Source organism: Rhizobium sp. 01L419, from assembly GCF_056400025.1.
This window is the reverse complement of the sequence record NZ_JBFTSM010000002.1, coordinates 337,958-353,016: the sequence shown is the minus strand read 5'-3', so window position 1 is coordinate 353,016 and position 15,059 is coordinate 337,958. Positions and strand designations below refer to the sequence as shown.

Genomic DNA, 15,059 nt, shown 5'->3' with positions numbered 1-15,059 from the left:
GAAATGCGAACGAGACAGAAGGTAGACCATGAACGTCAAGACACCGAACGCGATTGATACCTATGTCGGCATGCGCATGCGCAGGCGCAGGCAGCTTCTCGGCATGAGCCAGGAGCGGCTTGCCGAGCAGATCGGCGTTACCTTTCAGCAGGTGCAGAAGTACGAAAAGGGCATCAATCGCATCGGCGCAAGCCGCCTGCAGCGGATCGCCGAAGTGCTGCGCACCTCGCCGGCCTTCTTTTTCGAACAGGATGATTCGCAAGCGCCGAGCCTTGCCGGCCTCGATCTTTCCGCCCCCGTAGATCCGGTCGCAGAATTTTTGCGGTCGAAGGAGGGCCTCGTCCTCAACAGAGCCTTTGTGAAGATCGAAGACCGGCGCATCCGCGAGACGATCATCTCGCTCGTCAATGCGATGGCGCAAGCCGAAAGCAGCGACATCCCGTTGGACGCGCTGAGAATGGATGAGCCGGAATCCCGCCCAGAATAAGCGGCGATAGCGGTCCGATGACCCTCAGGCTTAAGTCATTCGGCGCATTGCGGCTGCAGAACGCGGCGGAAGAACCTGTCGCCTTCCCCGAAAAGGGCCTGTTGGCGATTTGCTATCTGCTCGGCTGGCCTGACAGCGAATGCCCGCGGGGCGCACTCGCCCGTTTTCTGTGGGACAGTCACGACAACCCCGATATCATGGCGAACCTGCGCAAGATGATCTCGCGCGTCCAGGCGCGGCAGGCAGAACTCGGCGTGGAACTGCTGGTCTTTACGGCAACTGGCGTGCGGATCAGGCGGGAGGTCTTCGTGGCTGATCGCTCCGAACTTGATATGCCATCCTTGGCCGATCCGCTCGAAGTGCTGCAAAGGCTCGTATTCCTGCTACGGCAGGAGTTCCTTGCCGATCTCGCCGATCAAAGCGCCAGCACACGAGAATGGGTATCCAGCGAGCGCAACCGGCATATGGCGATCCTCGTCGACGTGCTGAAGCGGGCGCTGCCGGAAGCGCGCTCGCGGACCGATATCGGCCTCTTCAAGGAGGCTGCGCTCCGGATTTTCCGCGATGCGCCCGATGACGATAGCATCCGCCATATCCTGCTGGAGGCCTATGAGGCCGAGGGGCATCTGGAAAACGCCAGGCAGCTTTTCGAAAGCCGCCGGCGCGATCTGCAGCACTCGCTGGAGGTCGGCCTCGACCTGCAGGCACTGAAGGAAGTGCGCAAGATTTTCGATGCCGGCAGGACGCCAGCTCTGCCGGCTGCGCCGTCGATTGAAAGCGGCATCATCCTGAAAACTGCGCCCCTGCCCCGTCTTGCCCTGTTGCCGCCGGTCGAAGTCAGCGATCTCGGGCCCCTGCCGGTGCTCTCGGAGGCGCTGATCGAGGACGTGACCATCGGCCTTTGCGCCCTGAACAGCGTCTCGGTCGTCGCGCCGCATACCGCCGCGCAGATCGCCCGCCATGCCGATAGATCGGGCATGATCCTGCGTCATTCGATCTCCTACGTGCTCGATACGCGACTGACCACCGGCAGCGGCATGCCATCGCTGTTCGTCCAGCTCGTCTACGCCGCCAGTGATGAGGTCATCTGGGCCGAGCGCTTCAGCCTCGAAAAATACGACCTGATCACCGACCGGTGGGAGATCGCCCGGCGCATCGCCAAAGAGCTCTCCGGGCAGATTCGCCAGAACGAGACCGTGCGCGGGGCTTTCGAAAATAATCCCGCCGCCTATCACAGCTATCTCCTGGGCTTCCGCGACATGAAGCGGCTTTCGCTGCCGGATATTCGCCGCGCGCGGAAGGCTTTCCGCACAGCGTTGCAGCACAGCGCCCATTTCTCACCCGCCCTTGCCGGCCTTGCGCGCACCTTCCTGGTCGAATGGCTGCTGACGGCCCGCGGCGATGGCGAACTGATCCAGCTTGCGGAAGATTATGCAAACCAGGCGATCGTCGCCGATCCGTCGCTGGCTTCAGGCTTCCGCCAGCTCGGCGTCGCCAAACTCTATCTGAACGACCTCGATGAAAGCGTGGTGGCCCTGAAGGTCGCCGAGGAACTCAGCCCGCATTATGCCGACGGCATCGCAAGTTATGCCGACACGCTCGTGCATGCCTCGCGCCCGGCCGATGGACTGGCCAAGATTGAGCGGGCGATCTCGCTCAATCCGCTGAGCCCTGCCGATTATCTCTGGACCCAGGCCGGCGCGAATTTCGCTCTTTCCCGCTATACGGAAGCGCTGGACGCGATCGGCAGAATGGATGACCGCATGCCGGCCGACCGGCTTGCGGCCGCTTGCTGGGCGATGCTCGGCGACGTGGAAAAAGCCCGTCTCTACATGCGCAAGGCACGCAAAACCCATCCGGATTTCGAAGTCGACAAATGGCTGTCGCTCGTGCCCTTCAAGGAGGCCTGGCAGAAGGAACAGTATCGCGAGGCCCTGCGAAAGGCAGGCTTCTGACGCGTTCGGTCCATACCGCAGAGTTGCCGCCTGCCGATACGCCAGCCAGACTGGTGTCACGCCCATGTCACGCGCTTTCCTCGACCACATCCGCTAGAACTCCTCCTAACACGGCTGGGGAGCTCAGTGAGAATGGCAATGGAAGACATCATCGAACTCGGGACCGCCGAGAAGGACCAACGGCTGCGGGATATCGCATCGCTCGCGCGGCTCGTTTCCTACGCTCGTCAGAATGCCCGGGAACTCAATGCAGAATTCTCGGTCTATTGCCTCGATCTCGCGCTCGGCGCGCTGCTGCAGGACCTCACCGAGAGCGGCATAAACCTGCCCGTGGAGGGAACGGTCGAAGATGCGCCGGCAGGCCTGATGCATTGAAGGTCGATGGCTTACCCCCGCCAGCGTCAGCGGATTAGGTGCTGCGAAATGGCAGGCGGTGAACTGGTTCGGCGGGACTTCGCAGCGCGCGAGCCGATCAACCTTGCAGATATCCTTCAGCGACGATCATCCGCCTTTCGGGAGAACTCGTCGAACGGCGCGAAGCAAAAGACCCGGTAAGACCGCGTCGAGCAGGCTCACATGTGAAGCGCGTTCCCCAAAGCCTTGAGCGCTGCTTCCATGACCGCCTCACTGCGGGTCGGATGAGCATGGATCGTGCCAGCGATATCCTCCAGCCGCGCGCCCATTTCGATGGCGAGCGCAAAGGCGGCCGAGAGTTCGGAAACCCCAGCGCCCACCACCTGCAGGCCGAGAACGACATTGGTATCGGCCCGCGCCACCACCCGCACAAAGCCCTCTTCCGACAGCATCGTCATCGCCCGTCCATTGGCGCTGAAGGGAAACTGACCGGTCCTGATGTCGTAACCCTGGGCGCGGGCTTCGGCCGGCGACAGGCCGGCGCTGACGATTTCCGGATCGGTAAAGCAGATAGCCGGAATGCAGCGCTTGTCCCAGGCACGCTTCTTGCCCGCGATGATTTCCGCCACCATCTCTCCCTGCGCCATCGCTCGATGCGCCAGCATCGGCTCGCCGGTGACATCGCCGATCGCATAGATGCCGCGCATCGAAGTCCGGCATCGGTCGTCGATCCTGAGAAAGGGCCCGGCGCGGTCGAGATCCAGTTCTTCAAGCCCCGAGCCCGCGGTTCGCGGACGACGGCCGACAGTGACGAGAATGCGGTCGGCCGGCAGCGCCTGCTGCCTTCCGTCAGGCATTTCGACGACCAGCCCATCGCCGGCATCGGAAAGGCCGATCGCCTTGGCACCAGTCAGCACGCGGATGCCCCGCTCGGTCAGCTTGCGCATGATGGGACGCACGAGTTCGGCATCATATTGCGGCAAGACCTGCTGAGTTGCTTCTACCACGGTCACCTGCGACCCCATCTTGGCAAAGGCTGTTCCGAGCTCCAGCCCGATATAACCGCCGCCGATCACGACGAGATTCTTCGGCAATTCCGTCAGCGACAGCGCCTCGCTGGAGGACATCACCCGGCCACCGAAGGGCAAGTTCGCGAGTTCCACCGGATCCGAGCCGGTGGCAATGACAACGGTTTCGGCGCGAATGATCTGCTGTCCGGTCTCCGTCTCCACCTCGACCGTCTTGCCGTCCCGGAAACGGGCGCGGCCGTGGACGATCTTCACGCGCGCCTTCTGTAGGAGGCCGGAGACACCGCCTGTGAGCCGGCCGACGATTCCGTCCTTCCAGATGATGGTCTTGGCAAGATCGATGGAAGCGCCTTCAACGCGGATGCCCATCGGATTTTTACCGGCCAGCATTTTCTGCGTGGCATCGAATTCTTCTGCGGCGTGGATCAGCGCCTTGGAGGGAATGCAGCCGACCGTCAGGCAGGTGCCACCGGGCTTGCCGGCCTCGACGATAACTGTATCGACACCCAGCTGGCCGGCGCGGATGGCGCAGACATAACCGCCGGGGCCGGCACCGATGACGAGGAGCTTGCAGACAATTTCTTTCATGGCTCAGCCTTCGATGAAAATAAGTGCCGGCGTTTCGAGTAGCGTGCGGATGCGCTGCACGAAGGTCGCCGCATCCCAGCCGTCGATGATGCGGTGATCAAAGCTGGAGGACAGGTTCATCATCTTGCGCGGCACGAACTGCGCGCCGTCCCAGACCGGCCGCGTGGCGATCTTGTTGACGCCGATGATCGCCACTTCCGGATGATTGATGACGGGCGTGGAGACAATGCCGCCGAGTGCGCCGAGCGAGCTGATGGTGATGGTCGATCCTGACAATTCGTCGCGCGTGGCCGTACCGGAGCGGGCGGCTTCCGCCAGCCGGTTCATTTCGACTGCGCAATCGAAGATGCCGCGAGCCTCGGCATGGCGCACGACAGGCACGGTCAGACCCGCCGGCGTCTGTGTGGCTATGCCGATATGCACGGCGCCATGGCGTGTGATGATGCCGGCATCGTCATCGAAGGTGGCGTTGACGTCGGGTTGCGCAGCAATGGCTCTGACCAACGCGCGCATCAGGAAAGGCAGCACCGTCAGCTTGGGGTGCTCGGATTTGCGGTCGGCATTCATGGTGGCGCGCAGCTCCTCGAGGGCCGTCATGTCCACCTCTTCCACATAGGTGATGTGGGGAATGCGCGACGTGGAGAGCACCATCTTCTCGGCGATGCGGCGGCGAAGGCCGGTCAGCTTGATCTCCTCGGTCGCCGTCTTCTTCGCCAGGCCGGCCCGCGCCGAAGCGGGTACCGCACCCTGGTTCAGGAACTGCTCGATATCCTCGCGCAGGATGCGGCCGGCTGGGCCGGTACCCTGAACCTGCCTGAGATCCACGCCGCTCTCGCGCGCGAAGAGCCGCACGGACGGCGCGGCGAGCGGCTTTTCGGCCGGTGGACTTGCCGGGGACGATGCCTTTGAAACGGACTTCGGAGCGTCGGCTTTCACCGGCTCGGCGGGGCGCGGTTGGGGGATGGTTTCAGGTTCCGCAACCCCGGTCTCGCCTGCCGTCTCGATGCGCACCAGCGGTGCCTTGACCGCGATACGGTCGCCCACCTCGCCTCCAAGCCAGGTCACCGTGCCGTTGACGGGCGACGGGATTTCGACTGTGGCCTTGTCGGTCATGACGGCGGCGATCACCATGTCCTCGCGCACCGGATCGCCGGTCTTCACGTGCCATTCCACTAGCTCGGCCTCGGCGACCCCTTCGCCGACGTCGGGCATCTTGATGATGAATTCGCCCATGGCTCAGGCCTCCATGACTTCGGCAAGCGCGCGTCCGACGCGGCCGGGTCCGGGGAAATAATCCCACTCCTGCGCATGCGGATAGGGCGTGTCCCAGCCGGCGACGCGTACGACCGGCGCTTCCAGATGGTAGAAGCAATGTTCCTGCACCAGCGCCACAACCTCGGCGCCGAAGCCGGAGGTCAGGGTCGCTTCATGAACGACGACGCAGCGGCCGGTTTTGGTGACGGATTTGACGATCGTGTCGAGATCGAGCGGCAAGAGGCTCCTGAGATCGATCACCTCGGCATCGATGCCTGCATCCTCGGCGGCAGCCAGCGCCACATGCACCATGGTGCCGTAGGCAACGACCGTTACCGCCGATCCTGCGCGCCGCACTTCGGCTTTGCCGATCGGGATCGTATAGTGCCCTTCCGGCACCTCGCCGAGATCATGTTTCGACCAGGGCGTGACCGGCCTCTCATGATGACCGTCGAAGGGACCGTTATAAAGTCGCTTCGGTTCCAGGAACATCACGGGATCGGCGTCCTCGATGGCTGCAATCAATAGGCCCTTGGCGTCATAGGGGTTGGACGGCACGACCACTTTCAGGCCGCAGACGTGAGTAAAGAGTGCTTCCGGGCTCTGGCTGTGCGTCTGGCCACCGAAGATGCCTCCACCGGTCGGCATGCGCACGACGATCGGGCAGGTGAAGTCGCCATTGGAGCGATAGCGGATGCGCGCCGCCTCCTGCGTCAGCTGATCGTAGGCAGGATACATGTAGTCGGCGAACTGGATTTCGACACAGGGCTTCAGCCCATAGGCCGCCATGCCGATCGCCGTGCCGACGATGCCGGATTCGTTGATCGGCGCGTCGAAGCAGCGTGTCTTGCCGTATTTCGCCTGCAGGCCCTGCGTGCAGCGGAAGACACCGCCGAAATAGCCGACGTCCTCGCCGAAAACCACGACATTGTCGTCGCGCGCCATCGAGACGTCCATGCCGCTGCGCACGGCCTCGATCATCGTCATCCGGGCCATGTCAGTATCCCGCCTTCTGCCGCTGGCGGCGGATATGCGGCGGCATCTCAGCATAGACGCCCTCGAAGATGTCGCGCACCGAGGGCTTGCCGCCGTCGTGGAGCGTGCCGTGCCCTTCGGCCTGACGTTGGGCCTCGATCACCTCATCCAGGATTTCCGCTTCGGCCTGAGTGTGGCGCTCTTCCGACCAGACGCCCCTGACGATCAGGTGTTTCTTCAGCCGCAGAACGGGATCGCCGAGCGGCCATGCTTCCGATTCCGTCTTCGGCCGATAGGCGCTCGGATCATCGGACGTCGAATGGGCTCCGACGCGATAGGTGACATATTCGATCAGCGTCGGGCCGAGATTGCGCCGGGCTCGCTCCGCCGCCCAGCGGGCGACGGCATGGACGGCGAGATAGTCGTTGCCATCGACCCGCAGCGCCGGAATGCCGAAGCCGAGGCCGCGGGCGGCAAATGTGCCGGAGCCGCCGCGGGCAATGCCCTGGAAGGTGGAGATCGCCCACTGATTGTTGACGATGTTGAGAATAACAGGCGCCTTGTAGGTGGAAGCAAAGACCAAAGCCGAATGAAAGTCCGATTCCGCCGTCGAGCCGTCGCCGATCCAGGCGGCTGCTATGCGGCTGTCATTCTTGATCGCCGAGGCCATGGCCCAGCCCACCGCCTGAACATATTGCGTGGCGAGATTTCCGGAGATGGTGAAGAAGCCATGCTCCTTGGAGGAATACATGATCGGCAGCTGCCGACCGCGCAGCGGATCACTCTCGTTCGAGTAGATCTGGTTCATCATCTCGACCATCGGATAGTCGTCAGCGATGAGCAGGCCAGCCTGACGATAGGTTGGAAAATTCATGTCGCCCTTCTGCAGCGCCTTGCGGAAGGCGCAGCTGACGGCCTCTTCGCCGAGATGCTGCATGTAGAAGGAGGTCTTGCCCTGCCGCTGCGCCATCAGCATGCGGGCATCGAAAGCGCGCAGCTTCATCATGTTGCGAAGCCCGGTCAGCAATTCCTCGTCCGTCGAAGACCCTGCCCATGGACCGACCGCCTCGCCGTCACGGTTCAGCACGCGGATGATCGAGTAGGCGAGATCGCGGATGTCCTCCGACGCGACATCTATTTCCGGCCGCGGCACGACACCGGCCTTGGCGATCTTGACGTTGGAAAAATCTGGCTGGCCGCCCGGGCGGACGGCGGGTTCGGGGACATGCAGGCTCAAACGAGCAGATTCCACCATATTATCTCTTTCCTCCCTTTATCGGCCTTGCTTCTCCTCCAGAACCAAGGCCTTAATCTTATAGATTACGGGCAATCACCATGCGCTGCACGTCGCTCGTTCCCTCATAGATCTGGCAGATGCGCACATCGCGGTAGATACGCTCCACCGGATAGTCAGCCATGTAGCCGTAGCCGCCATGGATCTGGATTGCGTCGGAGCAAACCCGCTCGGCCATTTCGGAGGCAAAGAGCTTGGCCATCGACGCCTCCGACAGGCAGGGCAACCCCGCTTCTCTAAGTGAGGCAGCATGAAAAACGAGCTGCCGCGCCGCCTCGATCCGCGTCGCCATGTCAGCGAGCCGGAAGGCGACCGCTTGATGTTCCACGATCGGCTTGCCGAAAGCGCTACGTTCGCGGGCGTAATCGCGCGCCGCCTCGAAGGCCGCCTTCGCCATCCCAACAGCCTGCGCTGCAATGCCGATTCGCCCGCCCTCTAGATTGGCAAGCGCGATGCGATAGCCCTCACCCTCCTCGCCGAGCCTTAGCTCGGCCGGAATACGCATGTTACTGAAAGCGATCTGGCAGGTGTCGGAGGAATGAAGCCCGAGCTTTTCCTCGACGCGGATCACCTCGTAGCCCGGCGTATCGGTCGGCACGATGAAAGCGGTAATGCCCTTCTTTCCGGCATCGGGATCCGTGACGGCAAAGACAATGATCATCTGTCCGTTTTTACCCGAGGTGATGAATTGCTTGGCGCCGTCAAGCACGTAGTGATCGCCGTCGCGCCGCGCCCGCGTCTTGAGGTTCGAGGCATCGGAGCCCGCCTGCGGTTCCGTCAGCGCAAAGCCGCCGATCCATTCGCCGCTTGCAAGCTTCGGCAGGAAGCGTTGCCGCTGTCCCTCATTGCCGAATTTCAGGATCGGCACGCAGCCGACCGAACTATGCACGCTCATGATGGTCGAGCAAGGCCCGTCGCCGGCGGCGATTTCCTCCAGCACTGCAGCGTAAGCGATAACGCCGGTATCTGAGCCGCCATAGGCCTCCGGCACCAGCATGCCAAGCAGCCCGAGTTCGCCCATTTCCTTCAATTCTTCGCGGGGGAAGAGAGATTCCCGGTCGCGTTTTGCCGCTCCTGGCGCTAGCCGTTCCTGGGCGAAATCGCGGGCCAGATCGCAGATCTGCTGTTGAAGTTCGGAAAGGATCATCGGGCTCCCCTCCTAGTGTCGCTCGATGGCGACCGCGGTTGCCTCGCCGCCGCCGATGCAAAGTGCGGCCATGCCGCGCTTCAAGTCATAACGCTTCAGCGCCGAAAGCAGCGTCACCAGAATTCGGGCGCCGGACGCTCCGATTGGATGGCCGAGCGCACAGGCGCCGCCATGCACATTCACCTTCTCATGCGGCAGGTTCAGGTCGCGCATCGCTGCCAGTGCAACGACGGCAAAGGCCTCGTTGATCTCGAAGAGATCGACATCGGAGAGCGGCAGGCCGGTACGATCGGAAAGCTTTTGCATAGCGCCGATCGGCGCGGTGGCGAAGAGATTGGGTGCCTGCGAATGCGTGGCATGGCCTAAAATAGTGGCAAGTGGCGTGAGGCCGCGGCGATCCGCCTCCGAGCGGCGCATCAGAACGAGCGCGGCCGCACCGTCGGAAATCGAACTGGAATTGGCGGCCGTCACGGTGCCGCCGTCACGAAAGACCGGCTTCAGTGTCGGGATCTTGTCAGGCCTCGCCTTGCCCGGCTGTTCGTCACGCCTTGCCACCTGCTCGGCCTTGCCGGATTTCACCGTCACCGGCACAATTTCGCTGTCAAAACAACCCTCGGCAATCGCCTTCTGCGCCCGCGTCAGCGACGTGACCGCATAGGCGTCCTGCGCTTCGCGTGTAAACTGATAGGCTTCGGCGCAATCCTCCGCGAAGCTGCCCATCAAGCGCCCCTTGTCATACGCATCCTCCAGCCCGTCGAGGAACATATGGTCCACGACCCGCCCATGACCAAGCCTGTAGCCCGCACGGGCACGATCAAGGAGATAGGGCGCATTCGTCATGCTTTCCATGCCACCGGCAACAGCCACCGAAGCGCTTTCCACCGCAATGAGGTCATGGACCATCATGACCGCCTTCATGCCGGAGCCGCACATCTTGTTGATGGTACTCGCACCTGTCGCAAAGGGCAGCCCGGCATGGATCGCCGCCTGACGGGCCGGTGCCTGACCCTGTCCGGCCGGCAATACACAGCCGAAAACGACCTCCTCGATTGCATCCGCTTCGACGCCACTGCGCTGCAGGGCCGCGCGGATTGCAGTGGCGCCGAGTTCAGGGGCCGCGACATCCTTGAGTTCACCCTGAAAACTGCCGATCGGCGTACGGGCTGCGCCAACGATGACGATGGGATCCTGTAGGGCCATGTTTTCTCCTTCGGGCCAGGCGCTCAGCGCGCGCCCATACGCAATGCGCCGTCGAGGCGGATGACCTCACCGTTCAGCATGCTGTTTTCCAAGATGTGACGCACCAAAGCGGCAAACTCCGCCGGCCGCCCGAGACGCGGCGGGAAAGGAACGCTTTTGCCGAGTGCTTCCTGCACCTCCGCCGGCATGCCGGCCATCATCGGCGTTTCGAAAATGCCGGGTGCGATCGACACGGTGCGGATGCCGTGTCGTGCCAACTCGCGGGCGATCGGCAGCGTCATTACCGCGACACCCCCCTTGGAGGCGGCGTAGGCTGCCTGACCGATCTGCCCGTCGAAGGCGGCAGCCGAGGCTGTATTGACGATCACGCCCCGCTCACCTTCAGCATCCGGTTGCGCAGTCTGGATGGCAACCGCCGCAAGCCGGATCATATTGAAGGTACCGATGAGGTTGATGCTGATCGTACGCGTAAAGCTCTCCAGCCGATGCGGGCCGTCACGCCCGATCACCTTTTCGGCCGGGGCTACGCCGGCGCAGTTGATAAGCCCGCGAAGCGGGCCGAAAGCATTCACGGCGGTGGCAATCACCGCCGCACCGTCCTCTTCATCAGTCACGTCGGCTTTGATGAAGCGTGCATCCTGTCCCAGTTCGCCAGCGATCGCCTCGCCTGCATCGAGATTAAGATCGGCAATCGTCACGCGCCCGCCGGCTTCGGCGAGCATACGTGCCGTTGCCGCTCCAAGCCCGGAGCCGCCGCCGGTAATGATGAAACTTGCGCCGCGGATTTGCACGGATCGCTCCTCCCTGCCCGGCAGACATCTCCTCCGAGTCCGCCTGAGCAAAGATTCTATTCCCTCGCCCTATTGCAAGCGATGACAGGATTGCTCCATTATTTCGGCCAGTTTTGCCATATTGATTTTTCGGGGTGAAGCAACGATGGCCGAAACCGAACGCCGCATGATTGCACCGGGCTTCGTCGAGGAAGCGCTCGACAGCCTGCGCCGCCTTGGGAAACCGACAGCGTCTCTTCTGACGAAGCTCGGCCTGCCGCAGCGGAGCGATCAACCGGTTTCGACTGAGGCCTATGGCGCGTTGTGGCTGGCGATCGCGGCCGAACTCGACGACGAATTCTTCGGCATGGGCGCCCGGCCGATGCGTAGCGGCAGCTTCACCCTGCTCTGCCATTGCGTACTGCACGCGCCCACGCTCGGCCACGCCCTTCGCCGGGCCTTGCGTTTCCTCGACGTAGTGCTGGACGACCCCCGTGGCAAACTGGTCATTCGCGACGGGCTGGCGCAGATCGAGCTTCGCGATGCCGGTGAGCCGCGCTCGGCCTTCGCCTATCGCACCTACTGGATCATCCTGCATGGCATCATCTGCTGGCTCGTCGGCCGTCGCATCCCAATCCGCCTCGTCGATTTCCGCTGCGCGGAACCCATCCAGGGCGCTGACTACCGGCTGTTCTTCGGTGCGCCTGTGCGCTTCTCGCAGCCGATCAGCCGGCTCGGCTTCGATAGCGCCATGCTCGACTTGCCGATATCCCGCAGCGAACAGGCGTTGAAGCAGTTCCTGCGGGGCGCGCCCGCCAATATTCTCGTGCGTTATCGCTACGATGCCGGCATTGCTGCTGCCGTGCGCCGTCGTCTCTCGCAGACCTCTCCCGCGGCCTGGTCGAGCTTCCGGACGCTCGCTGCCGAGATGCGCATGCCATCCTCGACGCTCCGCCATCGCCTTCATGACGAGGGCCAGAGCTATGCCGGCATCAAGGACGATATCCGCCGGGACCTCGCGGTCGACCTGTTGATAAACACATCGAAGACCATCGGAGAAATCGCCGTGCAACTCGGCTATTCCGAACCCAGCGCCTTCTTTCGCGCTTTCCGGAAATGGATGGGCAAGAGCCCCGACGCTTTCCGCCGGGAAGAACCCAAATCAGTGCAGTGGGAATAGACTTCGTTCGAGGGAGCTTTGAAGCGGCCCCAACCCGCGCTACATATGATAGCGGGAGGAGTGCCATGTTTGATTTTTCGCTCGGCGAAACCGCGGACGCCGTCCGCGAGGCGACGGCGCGATTTGCCGCCGATACTATCGCTCCGCTGGCCGCGGAGATCGACGAAAGCAATACGTTTCCACGTCAGCTCTGGCCGCAGATGGGTGCGCTTGGTCTGCACGGCATCACCGTAGAAGAAGAATTCGGCGGTGCCGGTCTCGGCTATCTCGAACATGTCGTCGCCATGGAGGAAGTCTCGCGTGCCTCGGCCTCCGTAGGCTTGAGTTACGGCGCCCATTCCAATCTCTGCGTCAATCAAATCCGTCGCTGGGCCACACCGGAGCAGAAGCAGCGCCATCTGCCCAAACTGATTTCCGGCGAGCATGTCGGCTCGCTTGCCATGTCGGAAGCCGGCTCCGGCTCGGATGTCGTGTCCATGCGGCTCAAGGCGGAACGCAAGGGTGATCGCTACCTCCTTAACGGGACAAAGTTCTGGATCACCAATGCACCGCATGCCGATGTGCTCGTCGTCTACGCGAAGACCGATCCGGCGGCCGGACCGAAGGGTATTTCGGCTTTCATCATTGAGAAGGGCATGCCCGGCTTCAGCGTTTCGAAGAAACTCTCCAAACTCGGCATGCGCGGCAGCGATACGGCAGAATTGGTCTTCCAGGATTGTGAGGTGCCGATAGAAGCGCTGATGGGGCGGGAAGGCGACGGCGTCAAGATCCTGATGTCCGGCCTCGATTATGAACGCGCCGTGCTTGCCGCAGGCCCGCTCGGTATCATGCAGGCCTGCCTCGATGTCGTGCTGCCCTATGTGCGGGACCGTAAACAGTTCGGCAAGCCGATCGGTGACTTCCAACTCATGCAGGGCAAGATTGCCGACATGTATGTCGCGCTGAATTCCTCACGCGCCTATGTCTATTCCGTCGCCCGCGCCTGCGATGCCGGCCGCACGAGCCGCTCGGATGCTGCAGCCGCCATCCTCTTTGCCAGCGAGAATGCTGTGAAAGTATCGCTGGAGGCGATCCAGGCGCTCGGCGGCGCCGGATATACCAGGGAGTGGCCCGTCGAGCGCTTCCTGCGCGATGCCAAGCTCTATGATATCGGCGCCGGCACGAATGAAATCCGCCGCTATCTGATCGGCCGGGAGCTCATCGCATCATGACGGTGATTTCCTCTGAAATCGATCGCGACAGCGAAACTTTCAAGGCGAATGCCAACAAGAACAGCACTCTGGTCGACGAACTCTACGACCGCTCCGCAAAAACCCGCGAGGGCGGTTCAAGGGCAGCCCGCGAGCGCCATACAGGCAAGGGCAAGCTCCTGCCGCGCGACCGTATCCAGCTGCTGCTCGATGCCGGCAGCCCTTTCCTGGAGATCGGGACGCTAGCCGCGAACGGCATGTATGGCGAAGAGGCGCCGGGCGCCGGTATCATCACTGGCGTCGGCCGCGTTTGCGGCCGCGAGGTGATGATCGTCGCCAATGATGCGACGGTGAAGGGCGGCGCCTATTTCCCCATAACGGTGAAGAAACATCTGCGGGCACAGGAGATCGCCATGCAGAACAGGCTGCCCTGCATATATCTCGTCGATAGCGGCGGCGCTAATCTTCCGCATCAGGCCGAGGTCTTCCCCGATCGCGATCATTTCGGCGCGATCTTCTTTAATCAGGCGCAGATGTCGGCCGAAGGCATTCCGCAAATCGCCTGCGTGATGGGAAGCTGTACGGCGGGCGGCGCCTACGTCCCTGCCATGTCCGACGAAACGATCATCGTGCGCAATCAGGGCACGATTTTCCTGGCCGGCCCGCCTCTGGTGAAAGCTGCGACCGGCGAGATCATTTCGGCCGAGGAACTCGGCGGTGCTGAAACCCATGGCCGCCGCTCCGGCGTCGTCGATCATGTCGCCGAAAATGACGAGCATGCACTGCTGCTCGTCCGCGATATCGTCGCCAGCCTCAACAGCGTAAAGACGGTCGATATCGACGTTCAGGCCCCGCGCCCGCCAAAACTCGATCCCGAGGATCTCAACGGCGTTATCCCCGAAGATGTCCGCTCGCCGTACGATGTGCGCGAGGTCATCGGTCGCCTCGTCGACGGTTCGGAGTTGCACGAGTTCAAGCCGCTCTATGGCACGACGCTGGTCTGCGGCTTTGCGCGCATCTGGGGCATGCCGGTTGCCGTCATCGCCAACAATGGCGTGCTATTTTCCGAAAGTGCATTGAAGGGCGCGCATTTCATTGAGCTTGCCTGCCAGCGTCGCGTGCCGCTGCTCTTCCTGCAGAACATATCGGGCTTCATGGTCGGCGGCCGTTATGAGGCCGGCGGCATCGCCAAGGATGGGGCGAAGCTCGTCACCGCAGTCGCAACTGCCAGCGTGCCGAAAGTGACCGTCATCATCGGCGGCAGCTTCGGCGCCGGCAATTACGGCATGTGCGGCCGCGCTTATCGGCCGCGCTTCCTCTTCACCTGGCCGAACAGCCGTATCAGCGTCATGGGCGGCGATCAGGCGGCCTCCGTACTCGCCACGATCCGCCGAGACGCCATGGAGGCGCGTGGGGAGACCTGGCCCGCAGATGAGGAGGAAGCCTTCAAGTCGCCGATCCGCGCCGGCTACGAGGCGGAAGGCAACCCCTATTATGCCACCGCCCGCCTCTGGGACGACGGGATCATCGATCCGCGTCAAACGCGGGATGTGCTGGGCCTTGCCTTTTCCGCCTGCCTGAATGCGCCGATCCCGAAGGGACCGCGCTTCGGCCTGTTCAGGATGTGAGGTGACGCG

Annotated in this window: 13 protein-coding genes; 6 read left to right on the top strand and 7 right to left on the bottom strand. The window is 62.7% G+C overall.

Annotation, left to right across the window (positions count from 1 at the left end):
* Window positions 1-28: 28 nt before the first annotated feature.
* The 3 genes from AC1DUP_RS05460 to AC1DUP_RS05450 all read left to right on the top strand — a co-directional run bounded on the left by AC1DUP_RS05460 (window position 29) and on the right by AC1DUP_RS05450 (window position 2,817).
* Window positions 29-487 (top strand): helix-turn-helix domain-containing protein, encoded by a 459-nt coding sequence (locus AC1DUP_RS05460; protein ID WP_113308920.1) that lies wholly within the window; start codon window positions 29-31, stop codon window positions 485-487.
* Between the two features lie 17 nt (window positions 488-504).
* On the top strand, window positions 505-2,442 hold the full coding sequence (locus AC1DUP_RS05455) for an SARP family transcriptional regulator (protein ID WP_477832241.1): 1,938 nt from the start codon (window positions 505-507) through the stop codon (window positions 2,440-2,442).
* Window positions 2,443-2,580: 138 nt separating this feature from the next.
* The gene (locus tag AC1DUP_RS05450) at window positions 2,581-2,817 is read left to right on the top strand and encodes a hypothetical protein (protein ID WP_113308918.1); all 237 of its coding nucleotides are present in this window, start codon (window positions 2,581-2,583) and stop codon (window positions 2,815-2,817) included.
* 197 nt (window positions 2,818-3,014) lie between these two features.
* Here AC1DUP_RS05450 and lpdA read toward each other — a convergent pair whose 3' ends face one another.
* Genes lpdA through AC1DUP_RS05415 form a run of 7 tightly spaced genes read right to left on the bottom strand, consistent with a single transcriptional unit; the run spans window position 3,015 to window position 11,073 of the window.
* Window positions 3,015-4,412 carry a dihydrolipoyl dehydrogenase gene (gene lpdA, locus AC1DUP_RS05445; protein ID WP_113308917.1) on the bottom strand — a complete coding sequence of 466 codons (1,398 nt, stop codon included), beginning with the start codon at window positions 4,410-4,412 and terminating at the stop codon, window positions 3,015-3,017.
* A gap of 3 nt (window positions 4,413-4,415) precedes the next feature.
* The gene (locus AC1DUP_RS05440) at window positions 4,416-5,645 is read right to left on the bottom strand and encodes a dihydrolipoamide acetyltransferase family protein (protein ID WP_113308916.1); all 1,230 of its coding nucleotides are present in this window, start codon (window positions 5,643-5,645) and stop codon (window positions 4,416-4,418) included.
* A 3-nt stretch (window positions 5,646-5,648) separates the two neighbouring features.
* Window positions 5,649-6,662: an alpha-ketoacid dehydrogenase subunit beta gene (locus AC1DUP_RS05435; protein WP_113308915.1), complete on the bottom strand. Its 1,014-nt coding sequence runs from the start codon at window positions 6,660-6,662 to the stop codon at window positions 5,649-5,651.
* A gap of 1 nt (window position 6,663) precedes the next feature.
* On the bottom strand, window positions 6,664-7,896 hold the full coding sequence (locus tag AC1DUP_RS05430; protein ID WP_113308914.1) for a 3-methyl-2-oxobutanoate dehydrogenase (2-methylpropanoyl-transferring) subunit alpha: 1,233 nt from the start codon (window positions 7,894-7,896) through the stop codon (window positions 6,664-6,666).
* Window positions 7,897-7,954: 58 nt separating this feature from the next.
* Complete coding sequence (locus AC1DUP_RS05425; protein ID WP_113308913.1) at window positions 7,955-9,082, bottom strand: acyl-CoA dehydrogenase family protein; 1,128 nt, start codon at window positions 9,080-9,082, stop codon at window positions 7,955-7,957.
* A gap of 12 nt (window positions 9,083-9,094) precedes the next feature.
* Window positions 9,095-10,282, bottom strand: a complete 1,188-nt coding sequence (locus AC1DUP_RS05420; RefSeq protein ID WP_113308912.1) for an acetyl-CoA C-acyltransferase — start codon at window positions 10,280-10,282, stop codon at window positions 9,095-9,097.
* Between the two features lie 23 nt (window positions 10,283-10,305).
* Window positions 10,306-11,073, bottom strand: a complete 768-nt coding sequence (locus tag AC1DUP_RS05415) for a 3-hydroxyacyl-CoA dehydrogenase (protein WP_113308911.1) — start codon at window positions 11,071-11,073, stop codon at window positions 10,306-10,308.
* A gap of 145 nt (window positions 11,074-11,218) precedes the next feature.
* Between AC1DUP_RS05415 and AC1DUP_RS05410 the strand changes: the two genes are divergently transcribed.
* The 3 genes from AC1DUP_RS05410 to AC1DUP_RS05400 all read left to right on the top strand — a co-directional run bounded on the left by AC1DUP_RS05410 (window position 11,219) and on the right by AC1DUP_RS05400 (window position 15,050).
* Complete coding sequence (locus AC1DUP_RS05410) at window positions 11,219-12,232, top strand: AraC family transcriptional regulator (RefSeq protein ID WP_113308910.1); 1,014 nt, start codon at window positions 11,219-11,221, stop codon at window positions 12,230-12,232.
* Between the two features lie 65 nt (window positions 12,233-12,297).
* A complete protein-coding gene (locus tag AC1DUP_RS05405; protein ID WP_113308909.1) occupies window positions 12,298-13,443 on the top strand; it encodes an isovaleryl-CoA dehydrogenase in 1,146 nt (381 codons plus the stop codon).
* Window positions 13,440-15,050, top strand: a complete 1,611-nt coding sequence (locus tag AC1DUP_RS05400) for a carboxyl transferase domain-containing protein (RefSeq protein ID WP_113308908.1) — start codon at window positions 13,440-13,442, stop codon at window positions 15,048-15,050. The genes AC1DUP_RS05405 and AC1DUP_RS05400 overlap by 4 nt, the downstream gene beginning before the upstream one ends.
* The last annotated feature ends 9 nt before the right edge of the window (window positions 15,051-15,059 follow it).

Excerpts from the sequence above, each read along its gene's own strand:
- AC1DUP_RS05425 (WP_113308913.1), bottom strand. The coding sequence starts at position 9,082 with ATGATCCTTTCCGAACTTCAACAGCAGATCTGCGATCTGGCCCGCGAT.
- AC1DUP_RS05455 (WP_477832241.1), top strand. The coding sequence starts at position 505 with ATGACCCTCAGGCTTAAGTCATTCGGCGCATTGCGGCTGCAGAACGCG.
- AC1DUP_RS05420 (WP_113308912.1), bottom strand. The coding sequence starts at position 10,282 with ATGGCCCTACAGGATCCCATCGTCATCGTTGGCGCAGCCCGTACGCCG.
- AC1DUP_RS05435 (WP_113308915.1), bottom strand. The coding sequence starts at position 6,662 with ATGGCCCGGATGACGATGATCGAGGCCGTGCGCAGCGGCATGGACGTC.
- lpdA (WP_113308917.1), bottom strand. The coding sequence starts at position 4,412 with ATGAAAGAAATTGTCTGCAAGCTCCTCGTCATCGGTGCCGGCCCCGGC.
- AC1DUP_RS05400 (WP_113308908.1), top strand. The coding sequence starts at position 13,440 with ATGACGGTGATTTCCTCTGAAATCGATCGCGACAGCGAAACTTTCAAG.
- AC1DUP_RS05460 (WP_113308920.1), top strand. The coding sequence starts at position 29 with ATGAACGTCAAGACACCGAACGCGATTGATACCTATGTCGGCATGCGC.
- AC1DUP_RS05405 (WP_113308909.1), top strand. The coding sequence starts at position 12,298 with ATGTTTGATTTTTCGCTCGGCGAAACCGCGGACGCCGTCCGCGAGGCG.
- AC1DUP_RS05450 (WP_113308918.1), top strand. The coding sequence starts at position 2,581 with ATGGAAGACATCATCGAACTCGGGACCGCCGAGAAGGACCAACGGCTG.
- AC1DUP_RS05410 (WP_113308910.1), top strand. The coding sequence starts at position 11,219 with ATGGCCGAAACCGAACGCCGCATGATTGCACCGGGCTTCGTCGAGGAA.
- AC1DUP_RS05430 (WP_113308914.1), bottom strand. The coding sequence starts at position 7,896 with ATGGTGGAATCTGCTCGTTTGAGCCTGCATGTCCCCGAACCCGCCGTC.
- AC1DUP_RS05440 (WP_113308916.1), bottom strand. The coding sequence starts at position 5,645 with ATGGGCGAATTCATCATCAAGATGCCCGACGTCGGCGAAGGGGTCGCC.